23 protein-coding genes are annotated in these 24,106 nt (G+C 54.2%); 20 read left to right on the forward strand and 3 right to left on the reverse strand.

The window, feature by feature from the left end:
- Position 1 precedes the first annotated feature (1 nt).
- The 16 genes from B4H10_RS07725 (at position 2) to B4H10_RS07800 (ending at position 16,310) form a co-directional block, all read left to right on the forward strand.
- The gene (locus B4H10_RS07725) at positions 2–175 is read left to right on the forward strand and encodes a hypothetical protein (protein ID WP_170087070.1); all 174 of its coding nucleotides are present in this window, start codon (positions 2–4) and stop codon (positions 173–175) included.
- Positions 176–302: 127 nt separating this feature from the next.
- The gene (gene xdh, locus B4H10_RS07730) at positions 303–3,002 is read left to right on the forward strand and encodes a selenium-dependent xanthine dehydrogenase (protein WP_292018579.1); all 2,700 of its coding nucleotides are present in this window, start codon (positions 303–305) and stop codon (positions 3,000–3,002) included.
- A 136-nt stretch (positions 3,003–3,138) separates the two neighbouring features.
- Positions 3,139–3,534: a winged helix-turn-helix domain-containing protein gene (locus B4H10_RS07735; protein WP_292018580.1), complete on the forward strand. Its 396-nt coding sequence runs from the start codon at positions 3,139–3,141 to the stop codon at positions 3,532–3,534.
- Positions 3,521–4,372 (forward strand): selenium-dependent molybdenum cofactor biosynthesis protein YqeB, encoded by an 852-nt coding sequence (gene yqeB / locus B4H10_RS07740; RefSeq protein ID WP_292018581.1) that lies wholly within the window; start codon positions 3,521–3,523, stop codon positions 4,370–4,372. Before B4H10_RS07735 ends, yqeB begins: the two co-directional genes overlap by 14 nt.
- A complete protein-coding gene (locus B4H10_RS07745; RefSeq protein WP_292018582.1) occupies positions 4,372–5,391 on the forward strand; it encodes a molybdopterin-binding protein in 1,020 nt (339 codons plus the stop codon). Before yqeB ends, B4H10_RS07745 begins: the two co-directional genes overlap by 1 nt.
- Positions 5,392–5,400: 9 nt before the next feature.
- Positions 5,401–5,898 (forward strand): cyclic pyranopterin monophosphate synthase MoaC, encoded by a 498-nt coding sequence (moaC, locus tag B4H10_RS07750; RefSeq protein ID WP_292018583.1) that lies wholly within the window; start codon positions 5,401–5,403, stop codon positions 5,896–5,898.
- Entirely contained in the window at positions 5,891–6,859 is a 969-nt protein-coding gene (gene moaA, locus B4H10_RS07755) for a GTP 3',8-cyclase MoaA (protein WP_292018584.1), read from the forward strand. Before moaC ends, moaA begins: the two co-directional genes overlap by 8 nt.
- Before the next feature lies 1 nt (position 6,860).
- A complete protein-coding gene (locus B4H10_RS07760; RefSeq protein WP_292016802.1) occupies positions 6,861–7,796 on the forward strand; it encodes an MOSC domain-containing protein in 936 nt (311 codons plus the stop codon).
- 38 nt (positions 7,797–7,834) lie between these two features.
- On the forward strand, positions 7,835–8,674 hold the full coding sequence (modA, locus tag B4H10_RS07765; RefSeq protein WP_292018585.1) for a molybdate ABC transporter substrate-binding protein: 840 nt from the start codon (positions 7,835–7,837) through the stop codon (positions 8,672–8,674).
- A gap of 9 nt (positions 8,675–8,683) precedes the next feature.
- Positions 8,684–9,358 (forward strand): molybdate ABC transporter permease subunit, encoded by a 675-nt coding sequence (modB, locus tag B4H10_RS07770; protein WP_292018586.1) that lies wholly within the window; start codon positions 8,684–8,686, stop codon positions 9,356–9,358.
- Complete coding sequence (locus tag B4H10_RS07775) at positions 9,355–10,395, forward strand: sulfate/molybdate ABC transporter ATP-binding protein (protein ID WP_292018587.1); 1,041 nt, start codon at positions 9,355–9,357, stop codon at positions 10,393–10,395. Before modB ends, B4H10_RS07775 begins: the two co-directional genes overlap by 4 nt.
- A 20-nt stretch (positions 10,396–10,415) precedes the next feature.
- Positions 10,416–11,504: an XdhC family protein gene (locus tag B4H10_RS07780; protein WP_292018588.1), complete on the forward strand. Its 1,089-nt coding sequence runs from the start codon at positions 10,416–10,418 to the stop codon at positions 11,502–11,504.
- On the forward strand, positions 11,485–12,282 hold the full coding sequence (yqeC, locus tag B4H10_RS07785; RefSeq protein ID WP_292018589.1) for a selenium cofactor biosynthesis protein YqeC: 798 nt from the start codon (positions 11,485–11,487) through the stop codon (positions 12,280–12,282). The genes B4H10_RS07780 and yqeC overlap by 20 nt, the downstream gene beginning before the upstream one ends.
- An 11-nt stretch (positions 12,283–12,293) precedes the next feature.
- Positions 12,294–12,878, forward strand: a complete 585-nt coding sequence (locus B4H10_RS07790) for a nucleotidyltransferase family protein (RefSeq protein ID WP_292018598.1) — start codon at positions 12,294–12,296, stop codon at positions 12,876–12,878.
- 245 nt (positions 12,879–13,123) lie between these two features.
- Positions 13,124–14,062, forward strand: coding sequence for a dihydrodipicolinate synthase family protein (locus tag B4H10_RS07795; protein WP_292016808.1), 939 nt, complete (start codon positions 13,124–13,126; stop codon positions 14,060–14,062).
- Positions 14,063–14,330: 268 nt separating this feature from the next.
- Positions 14,331–16,310 carry a YjhG/YagF family D-xylonate dehydratase gene (locus B4H10_RS07800; RefSeq protein WP_075581658.1) on the forward strand — a complete coding sequence of 660 codons (1,980 nt, stop codon included), beginning with the start codon at positions 14,331–14,333 and terminating at the stop codon, positions 16,308–16,310.
- 131 nt (positions 16,311–16,441) lie between these two features.
- On the opposite strand, the gene B4H10_RS07805 is transcribed toward B4H10_RS07800, so the two are convergent.
- Positions 16,442–17,299 (reverse strand): DMT family transporter, encoded by an 858-nt coding sequence (locus tag B4H10_RS07805; RefSeq protein ID WP_292018590.1) that lies wholly within the window; start codon positions 17,297–17,299, stop codon positions 16,442–16,444.
- A 141-nt stretch (positions 17,300–17,440) separates the two neighbouring features.
- Here B4H10_RS07805 and queC point away from each other — a divergent pair, with 141 nt between their 5' ends.
- The 4 genes from queC to pyk all read left to right on the forward strand — a co-directional run bounded on the left by queC (position 17,441) and on the right by pyk (position 22,509).
- Positions 17,441–18,130: a 7-cyano-7-deazaguanine synthase QueC gene (queC, locus tag B4H10_RS07810; protein ID WP_059076444.1), complete on the forward strand. Its 690-nt coding sequence runs from the start codon at positions 17,441–17,443 to the stop codon at positions 18,128–18,130.
- Between the two features lie 30 nt (positions 18,131–18,160).
- Positions 18,161–20,152 (forward strand): M13 family metallopeptidase, encoded by a 1,992-nt coding sequence (locus B4H10_RS07815; protein ID WP_292018591.1) that lies wholly within the window; start codon positions 18,161–18,163, stop codon positions 20,150–20,152.
- A gap of 204 nt (positions 20,153–20,356) precedes the next feature.
- On the forward strand, positions 20,357–20,749 hold the full coding sequence (mgsA, locus tag B4H10_RS07820) for a methylglyoxal synthase (protein ID WP_059076445.1): 393 nt from the start codon (positions 20,357–20,359) through the stop codon (positions 20,747–20,749).
- A 14-nt stretch (positions 20,750–20,763) separates the two neighbouring features.
- Entirely contained in the window at positions 20,764–22,509 is a 1,746-nt protein-coding gene (gene pyk / locus B4H10_RS07825; protein WP_201784367.1) for a pyruvate kinase, read from the forward strand.
- Between the two features lie 245 nt (positions 22,510–22,754).
- On the opposite strand, the gene B4H10_RS07830 is transcribed toward pyk, so the two are convergent.
- Together B4H10_RS07830 and B4H10_RS07835 are read right to left on the reverse strand one after the other, a co-directional pair.
- Complete coding sequence (locus B4H10_RS07830; RefSeq protein ID WP_292018592.1) at positions 22,755–23,801, reverse strand: YadA-like family protein; 1,047 nt, start codon at positions 23,799–23,801, stop codon at positions 22,755–22,757.
- 55 nt (positions 23,802–23,856) lie between these two features.
- Positions 23,857–24,057 (reverse strand): hypothetical protein, encoded by a 201-nt coding sequence (locus B4H10_RS07835; RefSeq protein WP_292016815.1) that lies wholly within the window; start codon positions 24,055–24,057, stop codon positions 23,857–23,859.
- Between the last annotated feature and the right edge of the window lie 49 nt (positions 24,058–24,106).

Consider the following 24,106-nt stretch of genomic DNA (forward strand, 5'->3'; position numbering starts at 1 on the left):
AATGGGCTCTTTATTACGATATAAAATAGCTTCTGTGACGGGTACTATTGTTTTAGGGATTGGTTCTTTTATGACTTGTTTGTCCCTGGATCACACCGTAATTTTAATGGGAGATTTGTTTCTTGTACTAGGTATTTTGTTTATGGGATATGGTTATTCTAAATGGCAACCATAAATTTTATATGAATTCGTATGTTCCTGTCTGGTATTTTCCCCCGCCTGGAGCTTTCCCGCTTTTGGGCGAAATGGCAGCCATGACAGACATATCACTGAAAGCCTGAAGGGGCGGAAAGAGGACTGTTATGGATAGGACATGTAAATTGTGGATTAACAACAGAGAAATTGAGGTTGATCCGGAACGGAAGCTGATGGATATTCTGCGCAATGATTTGCGGCTGAAATCGGTAAAAGATGGCTGCAGTGAAGGTGCCTGCGGCACGTGTACCGTCGTCATCGACGGGAAAGCGACGAAAACCTGCGTACAGAAAGCAGGCCGGATGGCCGGCAAACGTATCCTGACGGTGGAAGGACTGTCACAGCGGGAAAAAGATGTATTCGTCTATGCCTTTGGAGAAGCTGGCGCCGTGCAGTGCGGCTTCTGTATCCCGGGCATGGTCATGTGCGGCAAAGCGCTCATCGATGCCAATCCCCGGCCGAACAGGGTAGAGATAGCCGCGGCTATCCGCAATAATATCTGTCGCTGCACGGGTTATAAAAAAATCATCGACGCCATCGCTCTGGCTGCGGATATGCTGGATAAGGGAACTCCCGTACCGGCAGAAGACGAATATCCCCAAGTCGGTTCAGCCTGCCACCGCATCGATGTCAAGGGAAAAGTACTGGGAACGGGACAGTATGTAGACGATATAGACGAAGTCGATCTGCCGGGCATGTGTTATGGCAGTGCCGTACGCAGCCAGTATCCCCGGGCCGTCGTCAAAGCCATCCATACGGAAAAGGCAAAGGCCCTGCCCGGTGTCATCTGTGTCCTGACGGCCGATGATATTCCCGGTTCTGTCAAAGTCGGACACCTGAAGACCGACTGGGATACTCTTATCGGCGTCGGAAAGACGACCCATTTCCTCGGTGATGCCATTGCCCTGGTGGCGGCGGAAACACCGGATATCCTGGCTGAAGCCAAAAAGCTCGTAGAGGTAGAATATGAAGAGTTACAGCCCGTTACATCGGCAGTTGAAGCACTGGCAGAGGGAGCTCCGCTGGTCCATCCGTCCCACGGGTCCAATATCCTCGTCCACGAACATCTGGTGCGCGGCGATGCCGACGCGGTCATTGCGGCCTCTAAATATAAAGTGACCCGCCATTATGAAACGCCCTGGACGGAACATGCTTTCCTGGAACCGGAATGTGCCGTAGCCATGCCCTTTGACGATGGCGTCTATATCTATTCGACCGATCAGAGCCCCTATGACACGCGGCGGGAAACGGCGCTCCTCCTGGGACTTCCCCAGGAAAAAGTCATCGTTGAGAACAAGCTCGTCGGCGGTGGCTTCGGCGGGAAGGAAGATGTGACGGTCCAGCATCTGGCAGCGCTCATTGCCTACAAGACGAAGCGGATTGTCAAATGCAAACTGACCCGGCAGGAAAGCATCCTCATCCATCCCAAACGCCATCAATTCAGCATGGACCTGACAACAGCCTGTGATGAACAGGGCAGACTGACGGCCATGAAACTGGTAGCCGTGACCGACAATGGTGCCTATGCTTCTCTGGGTGGTCCGGTATTGCAGCGGGCCTGCACCCATGCGGCCGGCCCGTATAACTACCAGATTATCGATATCGACGGGACCGCCGTATATACCAATAACCCGCCGGCAGGAGCGTTCCGCGGTTTTGGTGTGACCCAGACGATTTTTGCAACGGAACGGAATCTCGACCTTTTGGCGGAAATGGTAGGAATTGATCCCTGGGAAATCCGCTACCGCAATGCCATCCGTCCCGGCCAGGTGCTGCCGAACGGGCAGATTGCCGATCCGGCGACGGGACTGGCAGAGACACTGGAAGCCGTAAAGGACACGTATTATCACAGCGGTCCCTATGTGGGCATAGCCTGTGCCCTCAAAAACGCCGGCGTCGGCGTAGGATTGCCCGATTATGGCCGCTGCCGTCTCGTCGTGGAAGGTGGTAAGATCCATATCCATGCCGGTGCTTCCTGTATTGGACAGGGTGTCGGTACGGTCCTGACACAGATCGTGTCCCAGGCGGCCGGCGCTCCGGTCAGCCACATTTGCTGGCATAATCCCAGCACGGCAACGGCACCTGATGCGGGAACGACTTCCGGATCGCGGCAGACGACTCTCACGGGAGAAGCGGGCCGCCGGGCTGCCAAGGCCTTGCGCCGGGCTTTGTTTGCCCGAAAAGGGCTGACCTATGCAGCAAGCCGTACGCCCAGTGCCTATCTGGAAGATGTCATGGTCGAAGAAGAATCGCCGGAAACAGCAGCTGTACGCTTTACGGCAGAAGACCTGGCATTATTGGACGGGACGGAATACTATGGCGAATACTATGGTAAAACCGACGCCATGGGGACGTCCGGCAAGGAACATCCCGTATCCCACGTCGCCTACGGTTATGCGACTCACGTATGTATCCTCAATGAAGATGGCACGATTAAAAAGATGGTAGCCTGTCATGACGTAGGAAAAGTAGTCAATCCCCGGAGTCTGGAAGGGCAGATTGAAGGCGGTACCGTCATGGGCTGTGGCTATGCCCTGACGGAGCAGTATCCTCTTGATCACGGCAGGCCGACGGCTAAGTACGGGACACTGGGATTATTCCGTGCCGACAAGGCACCTGTCGTAGAAGCGATTCCCCTGGAAAAGAAAGGGGTAGACGTATCGTACGGTGCTATCGGCGTCGGTGAAATCACATCTATTCCGACGGCACCAGCTGTAGCAGGAGCGTACTACCGCTGGAATGGTGAGTTTCAGACGGAACTTCCCCTGAAAGGCACGCCCTATGCCAGAAAACAGGCAAAAAAATAAACCGGCCGTACTTTTCAGATGGGATGCTATCGCTTATAATAAAAAATAAAAAGAAACCGGCAGTTCCAGCAAGCCGGTTTTCTTTCTCCCTGCGTTATTCGCACATAAACATATCGCCTGAAAGGAGCAGACCGTCATGAACAGAGATCAGGATAAGAGACTGCGGTGCAAGGTCACGGTCCGCATGATGACCGATGAAAAAGCCTTTGGTCCCGGTGTAGCCGAATTGCTTTCCGGTGTGCGGCGCACCGGGTCGCTGCAGGGAGCTGCCCAGGCCATGCACATGTCTTACAGCAAAGCCTGGACGGTCGTGCGGGCGGCCGAAGAAATCTGGGGATTTCCTCTGACGGAACGACAGGCCGGCGGCAGCCATGGAGGGCACAGCCGTCTGACGAAGGCTGCGGAAATTCTTCTCCAGCGGTATGAAAAATTGGAGGAGAAAGTAAACGAAACGGCGAGACAGGAGTTTGAGCGTTCATTTAATCCCGGTGAAATTACCTGGTTAAAGGAGTTAGGTCATGAAACAACATAATTGTATTATCGTCCGTGGGGGAGGGGATCTGGCCACTGGTGTCATACAAGCGTTATGGCGGGCCGGTTTCCCCGTAGTATCCCTGGAAGTGGCCGCGCCGTCAGCCATCCGTCGTCAGGTAGCCTTGTCAGAGGCCGTGTATGATGGCCGCTGTACGGTAGAAGATATGACGGCTGTCCGCTGCCATACCTATGAAGACGTGCAGCAGGCCTGGGAAAAAAATCAGATTCCCCTTATGATTGATCCGGAAGGAAAGGCGATTGCCGATCTTAAGCCGGCTGTCGTCGTCGATGCAATCCTCGCTAAAAAGAACCTGGGCACGACGCGGGACATGGCACCCTGTGTCATCGGACTCGGTCCGGGATTTACGGCTGGGTGCGATGTGGACTACGTCATTGAAACGAAGCGGGGGCATAATCTGGGGCGGATCATCACCGATGGAACGGCTGCTGCCAATACGGGAATTCCCGGCATCATTGCCGGATATGGGAAAGAACGGGTAATGCACAGCCCGGCCTCAGGATATGTGTATGGACTGGTGCGGATTGGCGATATGGTGGAACAGGGCGATCCCGTAGCCATCATCACCGGGACCCCACAGGATACCGTTTCTATCTGTACGGAAGGGACGCTCATCCGGGCCAGCCTGACCGGTCTGGTACGGGGGCTGATCCGGGACGGGTATCCCGTTACGCCAGGGTTTAAGACTGCCGATATCGATCCCCGGAAGGAAGAACTGAAAAACTGCTTCACCATTTCAGATAAAGCCCGGTGCCTGGGCGGTGCCGTACTGACGGCTGTCCTGATGGATCAGAAGAAAAAAGGAGTGCAGAACTGATGAAAAAAATGCGTACCGTCGATGCCGTTGGGCAGGTGCTCTGTCATGATATTACACAGATCATCCGTGGCGTGAGCAAGGGTCCCGTCTTTCGCAAGGGGCATATTATCCAGCCGGAAGACATTCCCGTTCTGCTGTCGGTGGGAAAAGAACAGATTTATATCTGGGAAAATAATGAACATATGCTTCATGAAAATGATGCGGCTATCATCCTGCGGGATATCTGTCAGGGCCGTCATATTGCGGCCGGAGAGCCTAAAGAAGGCAAAATAGAACTGACGGCGGACTGTGACGGTCTGTTTCTCGTCGATACGCAGGGCCTGTACAGGGTCAATGCCCTGGGGCAGATGATGATTGCCACCCGGCATGGTGGATTTGCCGTTAAAAAAGGAGAACGTCTGGCCGGGACGCGGATCATTCCGCTGGTCATTGAAAAGGAAAAAATGGAGGCGGCAAAACAGGCAGCCGGCTCCCAACCGCTGATGCAGGTCGTCCCCTTCCGGAACATCCGCTATGGCGTCGTGACGACAGGAAGTGAAGTGTTCCACGGCCGTATCAAAGATACGTTTACCGATGTCATCGTTTCCAAAATGGCAGAATTCGGGGCGGTGATGGCAGCCCACGACATTCTCGATGACGATCCGGCGGCTATTACCCGGGCTATCAACGGCATGCTGGAACAGCACCTGGACATGGTTCTCTGCACGGGTGGGATGAGTGTCGATCCCGATGATCAGACGCCGCTGGCCATCAAAAACACGGGAGCCCGCATCGTCTCTTACGGGGCGCCGGTCCTGCCAGGAGCGATGTTCCTCCTGTCCTATATGGCAGACGGCCGGCCTGTCGTGGGATTGCCGGGATGTGTCATGTACGCCCGGCGGACTATTTTCGACCTCGTCCTGCCATCCCTTATTGCCGGCGTCCCCATTACGGCAGACCGGCTGGCATCTCTGGGAGAAGGCGGATACTGCCTGAACTGCCCGGTCTGTACCTTCCCGAACTGTGGATTTGGCAAATAGGAGGAAAGAATGGAACAGTTTTCTCATATTGATGAAGCAGGGAATGCCCGCATGGTAGACGTGGGCCAGAAGGAGATAACGGCACGGGAAGCCGTAGCCGTTGGGCGGATTTATATGAGCGATACCTGCTTTTCCATGGTACAGGCCGGTACTATGAAAAAAGGCGATGTACTTACGGTGGCCCAGATTGCCGGCATCATGGGTGCAAAAAGAACGAGTGATCTCGTTCCCCTGTGCCATATCCTGGCACTGACCAAGTGTGCCGTAACCTTTTCTCCCGTACCGGAAGACCGTGCCATCGAGGCCCGCTGTCTGGTACGCTGCCAGGGCCGGACAGGTGTCGAAATGGAAGCGCTTACAGGTGTTTCTATTGCCCTGCTTACCGTGTATGACATGTGCAAAGCCGTCGATAAAAATATGCACATCGAACAGGTTCATCTGATAGAGAAGAAAGGTGGCAAAAGCGGCCATTTTATCTATGGGAAAGGAGACGACCCACATGCGTGATACCTGGGGCCGTACTATCGATTATCTGCGTATTTCCCTGACGGACCGCTGCAATCTGCGCTGCCGCTATTGCATGCCCTCTGACGTGCCGTCTGTCGGGCACGATGAAATCCTGCGTTATGAAGAAATATTGGAAATTTGTAACGCTGCTGTTTCACTGGGCATCAATCGTTTTAAAGTGACCGGCGGCGAACCGCTCGTGCGAAAGGGAGCCCTTTCCTTTATATCAAAACTCACGGCGCTGCCGGGCGTCTGTGATGTGACACTGACCACCAATGGTCAGCTCCTGAATAAGGCCCTTCCTGTTCTCTGTCAGGCCGGAGTGAGCAGTATCAATGTCAGTCTGGATACGCTTTCGGCCAGTCAGTATGCGAACCTGACCGGCGGCGGGAAGCTCGATGTAGTTCTATCCGCCCTGCAGCAGGCACTGACACGGCCAGTCAGAATTAAGGTGAATGCGGTGTTATTGGAGGAAACGGTGTCCCAGATCCTGCCTCTGGCGGAACTGGCCCGTGACTGGCCGCTGGACGTACGGTTCATTGAGCTCATGCCAATCGGCTGTGGCCGGCAGATGAAGGGGGTCCCTGTTGGCGAAGCTTTTTCCCGGCTGAAACAGGTCTGGCCCGATCTGTCCCCCTGCCGCCACCATGGCAACGGGCCGGCCGTCTATTATGGCAGTGCTTCTCTTACGGGACATATCGGCTTCATCGGAGCCAATACGCACCAGTTCTGTCATAGCTGCAACCGGTTGCGCCTGACCAGTACGGGCGTATTGAAACCCTGTCTGTGCTATGAACAGGGCATATCTGTCAGAGAAATTATCCGGAGCGGACTTTCCGGCCGGCAGGCGCGGCTGCGGCAGGCCGTGACCAGAGCCGTACTGGCAAAACCGGAACGGCACCAGTTTTCTGACGCCAGCCGGATTACAGAACATAAAACGATGAATCAGATTGGAGGATAAGATGGGACGCATAGAAGCCATATGTATTAGTACAGTACGGGGAACGCAGAAACAGCCCGTAGAGTCGGCAGAATTGGTCGCTGACTGGGGAATCCGGGGCGATGCCCATGCCGGCCACTGGCACCGCCAGGTCAGCCTGCTTTCGGCAGACCGGATTGACGCATTCCGTGCCCGTGGGGCCGATGTGCAGAGCGGGGCCTTCGGGGAAAATCTCGTCGTCCGCGGCTTTGACTTTTCCGCTCTTCCCGTAGGGACGCTGTTTACAAGCGGCGATGTCCTGCTTGAGCTGACACAGGTGGGCAAGGAATGCCATCAGCACTGTGCGATTTATCAGGCCGTAGGTGACTGTATCATGCCCCGGGAGGGCGTGTTTGCCCGGGTCGTCCGTGGAGGCATCCTGCGGGCCGGTGACGAGCTGGTCATAGCAGAGCGCCGGGAGCGGCGTCCCTATCAGGCGGCGGTCATTACCCTGTCCGATAAAGGATGTCGGGGAAAACGCCAGGATACGAGCGGGCCGGCCATTGTGGCCAGACTGAAGGAATCAGGATATGATGTCGTGGAAACGCTGCTTCTTCCCGATGAAGCAGCACCCCTCAGGCAGCAGCTTTGCCGGCTGGCAGACCAGCGCCAGGTAGATCTCATTCTGACGACGGGCGGTACGGGATTTTCCCTCCGCGATGTCACGCCGGAAGCGACGGCAGCCGTCGCCGACCGTATGGTGCCGGGGATTGCCGAAGCCATGCGGGCGGCCTCACTGAAGATTACGCCGCGGGCCATGCTGTCCCGGGCAGTCAGCGTTATCCGCAAACGGACGTTGATCATCAACCTGCCGGGCAGTGAAAAAGCCTGTCAGGAATGTATGGATGTCTTTCTGGATACCATTCCCCACGGTCTCGACCTGCTGCGCGGCGAAGGCGGGGACTGTGCCCGTACATGACCCTGTGATTACCGATGAAAAAGGAGATAAGACACCGTATGTGGAAAAAAATAATGGCAGCGATTATGGCAGGAACGTTGGTATTTGCCCTGGCCGGATGCGGAACCGGGCAGAAAGAAACGGCGTCGGGAGAAAAGGATAAGGTTCATCTTACGGTGTTTGCCGCGGCGAGCATGACGGAAACGATGAATCAGATTGCCCAAGAGTACGAACAGGAACATCCCGATGTGGACATTTCCTTTAATTTTGATTCATCAGGTACCCTGAAGACGCAGATTCAGAATGGGGCAGACTGCGATTTGTTCATCTCGGCTGCCCAGAAGCAGATGAACCAGCTCGATGGTTCCCGGGATAAAAAAGCCAATCCCGATGGGCTCGATTACGTCAAGAGCGACAGCCGGGTCGATCTTCTGGAAAACAAAGTTGTCCTGGTCACGCCCGAAGAAAATCCCGGAGGCATTCAGAATTTCAATGACATGGCTGCTAAATTGAAAGAAGGCTCTATCCGTCTGGTCATGGGCAACAGTGATGTGCCCGTTGGCCAGTATACGCAAAAGATCCTGACATTCTATGGCCTCGATGAAACGGCTATTGCCCGTGCCGGCCGCATCACGTATGGTTCCAATGTCAAGGAAGTGACGACCCAGGTCAGGGAAGGCAGTGCCGACTGTGGCGTCATTTATGCGACCGATGCTTTTAGTGCCCGCCTGAAACCGGTCGATGAAGCGACGAAAGACATGTGCGGACAGGTCATTTATCCGGCAGCAGTTATGAAACACAGCCAGCATCAACAGGAAGCCCGGGCCTTCCTGGACTATCTGAAAGGGGATGGGGCCATGCGGATTTTTAAGAGCGTCGGCTTTAGTCCCGTCTCGTAAGGAAGCGGTATGATGGACTGGTATCCTCTGTGGAACAGCCTGCGCATTGCCGGCATTTCCTGCGTCCTCGTCTTTTTCAGCGGTATCTGCCTGGCTTATTACGTGGCCCGTCTGCCCCGTGTCTTAAAGGGAATTCTCGATGTCGTCCTCACGCTGCCTCTGGTACTGCCACCGACGGTCTGTGGCTGGCTGCTCCTTCTCATCTTCGGCCTGAAGCATCCTGTCGGTATGTTCCTAAATGATATAGGCATCCGCTTTGTCATGACCTGGTACGGCGGTGTCCTCGCTTCGTCAGTAGTGGCCTTTCCCCTCATGTACCGCACGGCCCGCGGGGCCTTTGAAAGTTTTGATGAGACACTGGCCTGGAGCGGCCGGACACTGGGCCTGTCCGATACGTATATTTTCTGGCACATCCGTATGCCCTGCTGCCGTCAGGGTATCATCGCCGGGACGGTGCTGGCCTTTGCCAGGGCACTGGGAGAATATGGGGCGACGACCATGCTCATCGGATACATCCCTCACAATACGGCGATGATTTCTACGACGGTCTATCAGCTCTGGCGTACCAATGATGAATACCACGCATTTATCTGGGTCCTCATCAATATCGCTATCAGTGCGGTCGTGCTGTTCACCATCAACGTATATGAAAAAAGAGGCCGTGAAAGGAGACGCCTTCTATGAGCCTGTCTGTCCATATAGAAAAGAAGCTGGGCGCCTTTACCCTGTCTGTCCGTTTTGAAACAAGGGGCGGTGTCCTCGGCATCCTCGGCGCTTCCGGAAGCGGCAAGAGCAAGACCCTGCAGTGCATTGCCGGTATCGAAAGACCCGATGCCGGGCGGATCGTGCTCAACGGCCGCGTCCTGTTCGATTCCCGTTCCCGCACGGATATGCGCGTTCAGGACCGTCATGTAGGCTATCTGTTCCAGAATTACGCACTGTTCCCCCATATGACGGTAGAGGAAAATATCTATAGTGGTATCCGCTATCTCAAGGATAAACGGGAGCGGCAGCGGCGGGTCGATGATATGATCGGACGGATGCACCTGACCGGCCTTTCGGACCGTAAGCCAGGACAGCTTTCGGGAGGGCAGCAGCAGCGGACGGCCCTGGCGCGCTGCCTCATCAATGAACCGGATATCCTCCTTCTCGATGAACCGTTCAGCGCCCTCGATACATGGCTCAGGGAGCAGCTGCTGGCCGAATTGAAGCAGCTGCTGACGTACTATGACAAAGATGTCCTGATCGTCACCCATAACCGGGACGAAGCCTATCAGTTATGCCGGCATATAATCGTTCTGGAAGACGGCCGTGTCGATTCGTCCGGGAAGGTACAGGACATCTTTTCCGCGCCGCCTACCAGGGCGGCGGCTATCCTGACGGGGTGCCGGAATATTGCGCCGGCCCGCCTTCTGGGAAATGAAGTAGTCGTGCCGGACTGGAATCTCCGTTTTCACCCGGAACGCCCTGTCCCGCCGGGCCTGTGTGCTGTAGCCATAGGAGAACGGTCGTTTGTGCCGGGCCGGGAAGAAAACGGTCAGGCTGTTACGGTAGAGACGATTCTGGAACAGCCCTTTTCCTGGCTGGTACAATTCCGCTACCGGAATCAGAAAGAGAATACGCCGTCTCTCTGGTGGCAGGTAGATAAAACAAGTCATGAACCGCCACGGGTATTGTCTCTGGGCGTATCTTCCCGTGATATACTGCTTCTGCATGCATAAAGAAAGGAACCCTGTATACGATGAAATCTCTTTTTTCCAAACTATTCGAAGAACTTTCTTCCGGGCGCAGTGCCGTGTTACTGACGATTATTGATACGGTTGGTTCGACTCCCCGCGGCACCGGCAGCCACCAGCTGATTCTGGAAGACGGCTCGGCGCCGGGAACGGTCGGCGGAGGCTATCAGGAACACCTGGCCTGTGAAGCGGGCAGGAAGGCTCTGAAAGAAAAAACGTCATTTATACTGCCACTGGTCCTGCACAAGGATCCTGTAGCAGATATCGGGGCCGTATGCGGTGGTGAACTGCGCGTATTCTGTCAGTATTTTGATCCGGCTGTCTCGTCCCTGATGCCCCTGATGGCCCGGGTGGTGCAGTGCCTGTCGGGGCAGCATGCCTGCCGGCTCTTCTTGGATCTGACTGATCCGGCGCATTGGGGCATGGCCCTTTTTACAGATGATGGACCGATATATTGTGGACATGACCGCTATTTGCAGCAATTTCATGAAGAACCGGGTCAGAAAAGCTCCGTACCGGGCATAGTATCCCTTCCAGGCCATCTCTTGTATAAAGAAATACTGGCCTATCCCCGGCGGGTCATCGTTTTCGGGGGCGGTCATGTGGCGAAAGCACTGGTTCCACTCTTGACAGGGCTGGGATTTTCCTGTACTGTTGTCGAAGACCGGGGCGAATTTGTATCTGCCAGCCGTTTTCCTGATGCGGCCGCGCGGATTACAGCTGATTTCCATCACCTGGCAGACTATGTCCCGGTATCAGGCGACGATTATGTCTGCATTATGACCCGTGGCCATCTGGGGGACTATGACGCACAAAAATATGCCCTTTCCTGCCATCCCTGTTACATCGGGGTCATCGGCAGCCGGGCAAAATTAGCTTTCGTCCGTTCCAAACTATTAGCTGACGGATTTCCTGCAGATACCATCGACGCCTGCCACGCGCCTATAGGCCTGCCCATTTCGGCGGCGACACCGGAAGAAATCGCCGTCAGTATCGCTGCCGAACTCATTGCTGTCCGGGCCCGCCGTGAAGGCCGTGAAAAAGAGGATGCCAAAGTCTGGAGAGCGTATAGGAATGAACATTGTCGTATATAAAAAAGATTCGGATGAACATGTATCCACCCTGTGGGAGGGCATAGGCCGTATCCTGCCGGAACTGGCACGGACTGATGTCCCGGTCGTACTGGCCGTTACCGGTGCCGGCGGCAAAACGACCTGTATTGCCGCTCTGGCACGAGAATTGATGGACAGAGGCAAACGCGTCCTCGTCGTGACGACGACCCATATGTATCAGCCCGAACGGTATGGCGTGCTGACCGATGATGCCGCCGCAATCGTCCGGCAGATGCGGGAAACGGGTATTGCCGTGGCGGGGCTTCCCTGTGATGGCGGCAAGATTTCGTATATCGGTGATGCGGCCTATCATACAGCGGCGCGCCATGCCGATGTCGTCCTCGTCGAAGCCGATGGATCGCGGCGCCTTCCTTTTAAAGTGCCGGGGGTGAACGAGCCGGTCCTTCCCGCCCGGTGTGACGCCGTACTGTCCATTGCCGGCCTGTCGGCACTGGGACGGTCCTTGCAGGCTGTCTGCTTCCGCTGGGATGAGGCGGCTGATGCGGCACGGCGGTTTGGACGGACCTTTCCGCAGGAAGCGGCTGACGGGACCGTACCGCTGTCTATCAGCTTGTTTGCCCGGCTCTGGCAGAACTGCTGCCTTTCCGGCATGGCATGGGATATCCCGGTCCTTCCCGTACTGAATCAGGCCGACACGCCACAGCATCGCATCGCTGCCAGCCTGATTTTCCAGGAAATGGATCTTCCTGCAGGGCTCATCACGTCCTTTGCCGGAAAGGAAGGGGTTCCGTGCATATAAGCCTGGTATATATGGCTTCCGGGCAGGGGCGCCGGTTTGGAAGAAATAAACTGCTTATTCCTTTTGTCGGAAGACCCTTGTATCAGCATGGGTTTCTCCAGCTCCGGGAGGGGATGGAATTTGTGCGGCAAGAGGGGATAGGGTGTGATATCGTTGTCGTTTCACCCTATGAAGAATTGCGCCAGTGGTGCCGGGAACGAGGAGCACTGGTGTATCCCAACGGTGCCAGTCAAGAGGGCATAGCCACTTCGGTCCGTATTGGTACCGCCGCTCTTGACAGCGATGCCTATGGCTTTTTTGTGGCTGACCGGCCTCTGCTGCGGGCACAAACTATAGCCAGCTTTTTGACGGGATATGTTCATTCAGGACAGCCGGTTGGCGCTATGCGGACCTCGGGTATTGTAGGAAATCCGGCCGTTTTCAGAAGTACGTTCCGGCAGGAACTTATGTCCCTCCGCGGTGACTGCGGCGCCGGCGTTCTATTGAAAAAATACGGGAAGCAATGCTGGGTATATGATGCATCAGAAACGGAGCTCTCCGATATCGATACAGTGGCAGATGCCCGGGTTTTGTTGCCACTCATGAATAAAAAATAAAATATCTATTATATATGTGCAGAGTATGTTGTTGGAAACAGCATACTCTATATTTTTTTATTTCCGTAAAAATGGGACTTTTTATGTGAAAAAAAGAATATAGTTGTATGCAGGATACACGGAAGATGTTGCATTTTTAGTCTTGACATTCAGAGAATTTCATGTAGAATAAATGCATGGTTCGTAATAACGACCAAGTTAGTATATACGAAAAAGGCTACTGTGCAGAAGGGATTGGGATATACATGAAAAAAGCAGAATATTTAACGCCTGTCGTCACTATTTTTGACCGCGTGGGCAATATAGACCAGAAAGGCAATGAAATGGTCTATGATTTCCTCATCAAAGGCGGTGTAGACGGCATCGTCGTTATGGGCAGCACGGGTGAATTTTTTGCCATGTCTATGGAACAGAAGAAACGCCTTATCGACATTGCCGTGCCCTATATCAAAGGGAAAGTAAAATGCATGATCGGTACGGGCTGCATGAGCGTCCGCGATACGGTAGAACTTTCCAACTATGCCTGCGATGCCGGCGCTGACGCCGTCATGATTGTCTGCCCCTATTATTTCCCGCTCAGCGCAGAAGATATTGAAGCCTATTATGATACAGTTCTTCCCCAGGTCCGGGGCAAGGTCTTCATTTACAACTATCCCGGCGCAACGGGCGATGACGTGACACCGGAAATCACTCTTAATCTGCTCCGCAAACATAAAAACCTTGTCGGCTATAAAGATACGATTGAACTCTTTTCCCATACGCGTAAACTGATTGAAGTCACGAAAGATGAATTCCCTGACTTCATCGTTTACTCCGGCTATGATGAAAACCTCGTCCACATCATGCTCAGCGGCGGCAACGGCTGTATCGGCGGCCTGTCCAACTTTGCTCCGAAACTCTGCTCCGAATGGTGCCGGGCCATTAATGAAAAGAACTGGGAATACATGTTTGACTGTCAGGAAAAAGTCAATGGACTGATGTACATCTATTCGTCCAAGACGCCGTTCCCGCAGGTTGCCAAGAAGGCTCTCAACCTCCAGGGGGTTCCCGTCAGCGAATACTGCATGCATTTCTCCAAGAGACCGCCGACGGTGAAAAAACTCCAGGCCTTCATCGATGGCATTGATCTGGAAAACCTCATGAAACGCAACAACAAACAGGCTGTCAAGAAAGAAACAAAATAATATAAGGTACGCTCCTGCCGTCTGATTCATAGCAGCAATGAATCAGACGGCTTTTTTATGCAAAATATGCATAATTGAAGCGGAATACACCTATAATTGCAAGCTCTGATTCATTGACAGAGGCGGATTTTTACGTTACTATGAACGTACATTCACCAGGTTTTAGTTTGGCTTTTGTCAATCCAAACTGGTATACTACAGTTCCAGATTGATTTTCATATTTAAATAATTATCTAGTGGATGTTTTGTAAGAAAAGGAGAGATTAGAATGTCAGTAAAAGAATTATATGCTAACGATGCATCAGACTTAATTCTCCGTTCGCGCACACATGCAGATGGACCAGATGGCGTATTGCCTTTGACTCCGGAAACACTGCGTAATTCCCCGAGCGGCAATATTTTTGGCATGACCATTGATGCCGGCATGGGCTGGGACCCCAAGACACTGGCCAATGGCGATGTTATGATGATCAGCACCTATGGCGGTCTCAAAAAAGACGATGGCACGACCGTTGCCGTCGGTCTCCATCCCGGTCACTTCGAACTGGACGGCCTCTTAAAAGAAGCGGCTGATACATTAAAAGATATGGGCTATGTACCGACGGCTGCCTTTGTCACCGACCCCTGCGATGGCCGTACACAGGGCACGACGGGCATGTTCGATTCCCTGCCGTACCGTAATGACGCTTCTATGGTCATGCGCCGCCTCATCCGGTCCCTTCCGACCCGCAAAGCCGTCATCGGTGTCGCTTCCTGCGATAAAGGCCTGCCGGCCATGATGATGGCCCTGGCCAACATGCATGACCTGCCGACGATCCTGATTCCCGGCGGCGCTACCCTTATGCCAAATGACGGGGAAGACCTCGGCACCGTACAGACTATCAGCGTACGCTATGCCAATAAAGAACTGTCCTTCGACCGTGCCTGCCGTCTGGGCTGCATCGCCTGTGCCAGTGGTGGCGGCGGCTGTCAGTTCCTCGGTACAGCCGGCACGAGCCAGGTCGTAGCCGAAGGCCTTGGTTTCTGCCTGCCTCACGCTGCCCTGTCCCCGTCGGGTGAACCCATCTGGTACGACATGGCGAAAAAATCGGCCGTTGCCGCTATGGATCTTTATAAAGCCGGCATTACGACGAAAGATATCATTACCGATAAAGCCATCGAAAACGCCATGGTTATCCATGCCGCTTTCGGCGGTTCGACCAACCTTCTGCTCCATCTCCCGGCTATTGCTTTCATGGCTGGCTGCCACGTACCGACCGTTCATGACTGGGCACGGATCAACAAAGAAGTTCCCCGTCTGGTCAGCGTTCTGCCTATGGGCCCGATCAACTATCCGACCGTTGACGTATTCATGGCTGGCGGTGTTCCGGAAGTCATGCTCCACCTGCGCAAGATGGGCCTGCTCCACGAAGATGTCATGACCGTTACGGGCAGCACCCTCGGTGAAAACCTCGACTGGTGGGAACAGTCCCAGCGCCGTGTATCCTGCCAGAAGCGCCTGAAAGAACTGGATAACCTCAACGTTGACGACGTTATCTTCAGCCCGGAACAGGCAAAAGCCAAAGGTATCGGTTCGACCATTACCTTCCCGACCGGCAACATCGCTCCCGAAGGCTCGGTTGTTAAATCGACAGCTATTGATCCGTCTGTCATCGACGACGATCACGTATATCGTCATACAGCTCCGGTCAAATGCTATCCGTCTGAAAAAGCTGCCATTACAGCCCTTAAGAACGGCGGCGTAGAAGCTGGCGACATCATGGTAGTCATGGCTGGCGGTCCGATGGGTACCGGCATGGAAGAAACATATCAGCTGACTTCCGCTCTGAAACATCTGTCCTTCGGCAAACACGTAGCCCTCATCACCGATGCCCGTTTTTCCGGCGTATCGACAGGTGCATGCTTCGGCCACGTAGGTCCGGAAGCACTGGCTGGCGGTCCTATCGGCAAACTCCGTGACGGCGATGTCGTAGAAATCATCGTCGATACGGTAAACCTCAAAGGCAGCCTGAACTTCATCGGCACGAAAGACCACAAGCTGACCTATGAAGAAGGCGCCAAAGTACTGGCTGAACGGGAAACGAACCCGGCCATCCACGAAGACGACGATCTGCCTGATGATACCCGTCTCTGGGCAGCCCTGCAGGATGTCAGCGGCGGCACATGGAAAGGTACTGTCTACGATGTCGATAAGATCATTGAAACACTGAAAGCCGGTAAAGAAGCACTGGCCAAGAAAAATAAATAAGCCACAGGCACAGCCTGACGTATAAAGAAAAGGCGCTGCATGAAGCATTTCCGCTAGCATGCAGCGCCTTTTTCGTACCGTGGATGCCGGCTGACTGCCGCTTTTACGACACCGGCTTATGACAACAGGCCCTATCGGTGCAGGATGTGGCTGCTGTGCTTCCTGACGATGATGACGACGCCGGCGAGGATGAGAATCATGCCCAGGGCGATGTTCCAGGTGAGCATTTCTCCCAGGAAGAGGATGCCGCTCAGTACACCGATAGCCGGTACGACGAGGATGGCCGTGCCGGCTTTGGACGCTTCCATATGCTGCAGGATGTAGTTCCAGAGGAAGAATCCGGCGGCACCGGCCAGAAGTACGTTATATAAGAGTGCCGATACACTGGTCAGGTTCCAGATGACGGTGGTCTGACCGCTCCCGGTTGCCCAGAAGGCGAGTACTATGCCGCCCAGGGCCATCTGCCAGGCCGTGCAGGTTATCATATCGCAGCCGCCGAGTTTCAGCTTGAGGATAACGCCCGATACAGCCCATCCCAGAGCACTGCCGAGGACGATGAGCATGGCGCCGATGTGATTGTCGAAATGGATATTCATGAGCAGGCAGAGCCCGGCCATGGAGAGGAAAATGCCAAAGCATTTGCGCTTCGTCAGGCGTTCATTCAGAAAGAAATGGGCCAGGATGGCCATGAATACGGGCATGGTGTAATTGAGTACGGCCACGAGCCCTGCCGAAAGAGTGACGATGCCAATCTGCATAGCCGCATTATTCAGGACAATCTGGGAAACTCCCGTGAGAAATATCCAGGGCCAGTATTTTCGCTCCGGCCAGAACGTGTGGCGGAACGCGCAGACCAGAAGCAGCACGGCGGCTGCCATCAGGGCCCGGCAGGCAACGAACAGGACGGGCGGGAAATAGGCCGTCGATACTTTCATGACGACCCAGTTGTAGCCCCAGATTATATATAGGAGAATCAATGCTTTAATCATACGTACCGGCTCCTTTGTTAGGATGCATTCATTATAACACGAACGGGACAGGGGCTGTAAGAAAATCCTTTCATACCGTTTTAGCGGCGTACTATAATGTAGTATAATATATATGTTAGTCCGAAGAGGAGGATGATATAAATGAAATGTGTCGTATTACTCAGTGGCGGCGTAGACTCGACGACGTGTCTGGCTATGGCCGTAGAAAAATATAAAAAAGAAAATGTACTGGCTCTGACGGCGTATTATGGACAGCGCCATGAAAAGGAACTACAGGCGGCCCGCAAAGTGGCAGCCTATTATGGCGTACAGCAGGAAGAAATCAATCTGGCCCAGGCTTTCGTGCACAGTGACTGCCCGCTCCTGGAACGCAATAACGATAAGGAGATTGCCCATATGTCCTATGCCGAACAGCTGGCCCAGGCTGGCGGGGAAGGTACGGTAGAAACATACGTCCCCTTCCGCAACGGCCTGTTCCTTTCCTTTGCCGCCGCCGTTGCGGTCAGTGTCCATGCCGAAGTCATCTACTACGGCGCCCATGCCGACGATGCTGCCGGCCGGGCCTATCCGGACTGCACGCCGGAATTTGAACAGGCCATGAATACGGCTATTTATGAAGGGTCCGGCCACACCTGCCATCTGGAAGCGCCGCTCCTTGCGTGGAATAAGGCCGGCGTCGTCAAAGAAGGACTGCGCCTCGGAGCTCCCTACGAACTGACCTGGAGCTGCTATGAAGGGGGAGATATGCCCTGCGGCGTCTGCGGGACCTGCCGTGACCGGGCGGCTGCCTTTGCGGCCAATGGTGTACCCGACCCGGCACTGAAGAAATAATCCGGCATACGACGAAAGGAGACGTGCGACGTGATAGCAAAGAAAACAGCCGCCTTATGCGCCGCTCTGGCCCTGACGGCCGTACTGGGAATCTTTTCTTCCCCGGCGGTTGTCCTGGCAGCCAGTGAAAAAGACGATTTTTATCAGGCGGTCAATGAAAAGACGCTGAGAGAAAAACAGATCAAGCCGACGGAAGCCTCGTGGTCCTGGTTCCACGAACGGAATCTGGAAAATAAGGAATTCATGACTAAGGAAATAGAAGATATTGCCAGCCATCAGGGAACCTATGCCAAGGGTACGCCGGAACAGAAAATCGCCGACCTGTACCAGTGCATTACCGACCAGGAAACGCGCAATGCCACAGCCCGGCAGCACATCCGGGATATATTGGCTCCTGTCAAAGCAGCTAAGACACCACAGGAACTGACGGAGGCAGTAGGAGAACTCCATCAGAAATATGGCATCAACGTGCTCATGAGCATGGACGAACAGCGCCTGCCCGACAGCCGGCGCTATGTGGCCCGCTTTGAACCCAATAATCCTTTCCTGTCGCGCTACGACCTGGAAAAGGAGCCCCAGCCGGGTGCATGGAAACGTCATACGGAATATATATCCCGGCTGCTCCAGGAAGATGGGTCGGCCAAAGACAAAGCCGATACGATGGCAGAAGCTATCCTGGCCTATGAAAAGTCCCTGGCACCGCATATGCTGACCAGCGAGGAAAAAAATGATATTATGGTGATGAACCAGATGGTAACGCGCAAGGAATTCCTGGAAATGACGCCTCACCTGGATGGGAAACGCCTGCTGAAAGACTGGGGCCTTTCCCGGGAAAAAGTCTTTTTCCTTTCCAATCCGGATTATCTCTGTCAGATTGATGCAGCCTATACAGAAGAGAACCTGGAACTGATGCGGAATTATTTCATTGCCCGCACTTACGACATGCTGGCGCCTTTTGCCGACATCCCCCTGCGCGACATAACGAAAGCCTATTATAACCAGCGCTATGGCATCAAACAGAACCGGACGGAACGGGAACGTGCTTCCTATCTGCTGCAGGACATGCTGCCCTACGAATTAGGACAGATTTACCTGAAAAAACGCTGCACCCCTCATATGGTGCAGGACGTGCGGGCCATGATCGATGAAGTGCGGAAGGTCTATCGCTCCCGTCTGGCAGCCAATACCTGGATGAGTCCCCGTACGAGAGCACAGGCCATAGAAAAGCTCGATGCCCTGCGCGTCTTCGTCGGAGGTCCGGCAGCCGATGACAAACCGACCATTGAAGATATGCACGTCGTCATCCCCGAATCTGAAGGAGGTGACCTGCTCAGCAATATCCTGGCCAGCAATGCCTGGGCCGCCCGGGAGGAAGAGAAACTGATAGGTACGGATTTCAACCCCGATAAGTGGTACGCCTTCGATCCGCAGGATGTCAATGCAGCGTATATTTCTGACAATAACAGCATCACCATCCCCGCAGGGATCCTCCAGCCCCCATTCTACGATGACCGTGCTTCGCGGGGGGCGAATCTGGGAGGTATTGGCGTCGTCATCGGCCATGAAATATCCCATGCTTTTGACCCAAATGGCAGTCATACCGATAAAGACGGGAATGTCCGTGATTGGTGGACGAAAGCCGACTATGACGCCTTCCAGAAGCGGGCTGCCGCCTTTGCCCCTTATTACAGCCGCTATGAGCTGGCACCGGGGCGGTATGAAAACGGCAAGCTCGTCATGAATGAGGCCATCGCCGATTGCGGCGGCCTTTCAGCCGCGACGGAAATTGCCGCAGGCGACAAGACGGTCCTCCAGGACCTGTATCGTAATTTCGCGTCTATTTTCGCCTCCAAGTATACAGATCAGCTTCTCCATCAGCTGCTTATGCTCGATCCCCATCCGGAAGGGCGGGCCCGGGTCAATGGTTCCCTGTCGTCTACGGACGGGTTTTACGGTGCCTATGGCATTACTGACGGAGACGGCATGTATATTGCCGAAAAAGACCGGGTAAAACTTTGGTAAAATACCTGTCCACATAGATAATGCAGGGGAAAGACATCGTTTTCCCTTGCATTATCGCAGGTGATACGATACAATCACAGGAGAAGAGCATGCCATAGATTTTATGGTATGTTCCCCAAGTGGGACAAATTTTGTACCACTGGGAACAAAAATGCAACAGCACTTACGCAGACACAGTATGGAGTTTATACAAGGAGGTATTTTATGCGAACCTACATTGCACTCATCGCTCATGATGCCAAGAAAGATGCCATTGTCAAACTGGCAACACAGTTTAAAAACGTATTATCCCGGTATCCCCTCGTAGGAACCGGTGAAACGGGACGGCGCATTGAAAACGAAACGGGACTTACAGTGAAACAGATGCAGCCCGGCCCGATGGGCGGCGACCAGCAGATCGGCGGCATGATCGCTTCCGATGAAGTACTCGGCGTCGTCTTTCTGCGCGATCCCCTGACAGCCCAGCCTCATGAACCGGATGTGTCGGCGTTCCTGCGCCTCTGCGATGTCCATTCTGTGCCTGTTGCTACCAATGTGACCAGTGCCCGTATCCTGCTTTCGGCACTGGATGAAAAGCCTGATTTGTTTAACCTGTAAAAGGAGCATAACTGATGAAACGAACAAAAATCGTATGTACCCTGGGTCCCAGTTCAAATACGCCGGACATCCTGGAAGGCATGGTCCGTGCCGGCATGAATGTAGCCCGGTTTAATTTCTCTCATGGCAGCCATGAAGAACATAAAAAACGCATTGAAATGGTCCGTGCCGTTTCCCGGAAATTAGGCACGCCCATTGCCCTTCTGCTCGATACAAAAGGTCCGGAAATCCGTCTGGGCAAGTTTAAAAATGGCTCTATCATGATGGAAGCCGGTCATGACTTTACCCTGACGGCCCGTGACGTAGAAGGTGATGAAACTATCGCCTCTATGAACTATAAAGAATTGCCCCAGGATGTCAAACCCGGTGACCATATCCTCCTGTCGGACGGCCTGGTCAATCTGGAAGTCACGTCCGTTGAAGGCGAAGACATCCACACGAAAATCCTCAACAGCGGCAAGATGAGTGACCGCAAGCGCGTTGCCGTACCGGGGATTCCCATCAATTTGCCGGCCGTATCGGAAAGTGATGCAGCCGATATCGAATTTGGCATCCACATGAATATGGACTGGATTGCCGCTTCTTTCATCCAGCGTGGCAAAGACGTGCTGACCATCCGCAAGATTCTGGAAAATCACGACAGCCATATGAAGATTATTTCCAAAATCGAATGCAAGGCTGCGGTCAACAATATCGATGAAATCATCAGTATGAGCGATGGCATCATGGTAGCCCGCGGCGATCTGGGTGTGGAAGTACCGGCGGAAGAAGTGCCGACGCTGCAGAAACTCCTGATCCGCAAATGCCAGGCGGCCGGCAAACCGGTCATTACGGCAACGCAGATGTTGGAATCCATGTGCAACAATCCCCGTCCGACCCGGGCCGAAACGAGTGACGTAGCCAATGCCATCCTCGACGGGACCGATGCAGTCATGCTCAGCGGTGAAACAGCGGGCGGCCTGTATCCCGTAGAAGCTGTCCAGACCATGGCCCGGGTGGCGGTCTTTACGGAAAGCCAGTTCCCGCCGCAGGCTCATCAGGAAGGAAATAAGGCCCCGGCGACGACGACCGAATCCATCGGCAAGGCGACGGTTAAAATCGCCGAAGACCTTCATGCGGCGGCCATCATTGCCTCGACCGAACGGGGCGGCACGGCCCAGATGGTAGCCAAGTACCGTCCGGCATGCCCGATTATTGCCGTTTCGCCGCATGAAAACATCGTACGCCGCCTGCAGATGAACTGGGGCGTCCAGGCCATCCTGGGGAAAGAAAGCAATACGACTGATGAAGTCGTCGATAATGCCATTTATGCCGCTCTTGACGCCGGCCTTATCAATGCGGGCGATCTCGTCGTCCTCACGGCAGGTGTTCCTGTGGCCAAAGCCGGATCGACCAACATGGTGCGCGTCCAGGTCGTAGGAGATGTCCTTCTCCGCGGTACCGGCATCGGCCGCAATTCGGCTATAGGCCCCGTATGCGTAGCCGGGAGTCTCGATGATCTGAAGGCTCATTTCACCGACGGCGCCATCCTGGTCATGCGTTCGGCCAGTGCGGAATACGTAGACTATATGAAACGGGCCAGCGCTATCGTATCGGAAGAAGCGGGCCTTACGAGTGAATCGGCTATTGTAGCCATCACCTTCGGCATCCCCACCATTGTCGGGGCAGAACATGCCGCCGATGTCCTGGAAAATGGCGAAGTCGTGACCGTCGATGCCAGCCGCGGTACGATTTTCCGTGGCAAAGCCAATGCCCGGTAATGTGAACTGATAATACAGACAGAGGATATTCCATTACGCCCCAAATGCGTAATGGGATATCCTCTGTTTTAAGATGGGCATTTTAAAGGGACTGCCATAACAGAATCTTTTTGATCCTGTTGCGGCAGTCCCTTTTGTATGCAATCTGCGTGGCAGACCGGTCAGGATATAGTTAGTACGGCGAATGACTCCGATGTGTCATAGCAGAGGGATTCGGTAAAAAGCCGGTTTGTCTGCCGCAGGGATTATCGGGCTTTGAGAGCCTGGATTTCCGCTTTCAGGGCTTCGACTTCGGCCCTGAGTTCTTCTACGTCGCTGGAAGTCTGGGATGGAGATTGGGAAGCACCGGGGCCGACGCGGAAGGTAACGCCGAAATTGCCGGCGGCCTTGCGGTCATTGCCGAAGGTACTGGAGGCACCGAGAGAGAACATGACATCGCGGTTTACATGATAGAAACCACCGAGAGCAACGGCCTGCTTGCCATCATAGGTACCAGCCGCAGCGCTGATCTGGAAACGGGAACCGCTGCCATCGTAATCGATGGGATGAAGACCGGCCAGAGCGGCAGATAAGGCGCCGACACTGTCGATTTCCTGACCGAGGCTGCGTACGTGCGTATTCAGTGACGTAATGGCGTTGCTGTTTTGCTGGATAGCACTGGTATTTTCCTGGATGGCAGTGCTGTTCTGCTGAATTGATGCCGTATTAGTATTGATACCTTCCGTGAGGTCAGCCGAACCATTGGAAAGGTTCGCCGAGCCAATTTTTTTCGCATTGGCGGTTACGGCTGCATTGCTCTTTTCTGTGGCTTTGGCAAGCTGGCCGACCGTGGCGGCATCGCTATCGTTTACACCGTCGGCAACGTGGATGATGCGTCGTTCGGCATTGCCGGTGCCGAGGGAGACGACGCCGTTTTTGTCTGTAGATTTCAAATCAGAACTATATACGGTACTGCCAGCACCGATGGCAACGGAGTTATTAGCCCCATCACCGACGTTTGCTCCTGTACCGATGGCCGTTGACTTAGTAGCTTTAGCGTGACTGCCTTCGCCGAATGCAGCAGCACCTTCAGCTTCGGCAGAACTCTGTTCACCCATAGCCGTCCCCTGGGCCCCTGTTACTTTGCTGCCATAGCCGACGGCCGTGCCCTGCATGGCCGAGACACTGGATCCAGCGCCAATAGCCGTTGCATTGGCAGAATTGAAATCGTTCTGGCTGGTCGAGACATCGACAGAAGCCCCGGCACCGACGGCGACGCTGTTCTGGCCCCATACGGAAGCTGGCGTACTCATGGAACCGACCTGCCCACCGCCCATAGCGACGGAATTCGTATCGCCAGCCGCTCCTTCACTCCAGCCATCGGCACCGCGGCGTGATGCCCGATTCGGTAAGACCCCGTGTGCCGCCTTTTATGGAAATATTGACTTCACTAGCTGTGACAGGACCGGCGGCCAGGGCCGTGAATGGTGCGGCAGCTGTACAGAGTGCGGTGACAGCCATGAGTACGGCTGCGTGGTTTTTCCAGGTTCGTGGATGATGTATTTTCATGTTGAACATGCCTCCTGTAAGGTAACGACAGTTACCAAAATTGATTTCT

Source organism: Megasphaera sp. UBA4382, assembly GCF_002391155.1.
Lineage (GTDB): Bacteria > Bacillota > Negativicutes > Veillonellales > Megasphaeraceae > Megasphaera > Megasphaera hexanoica.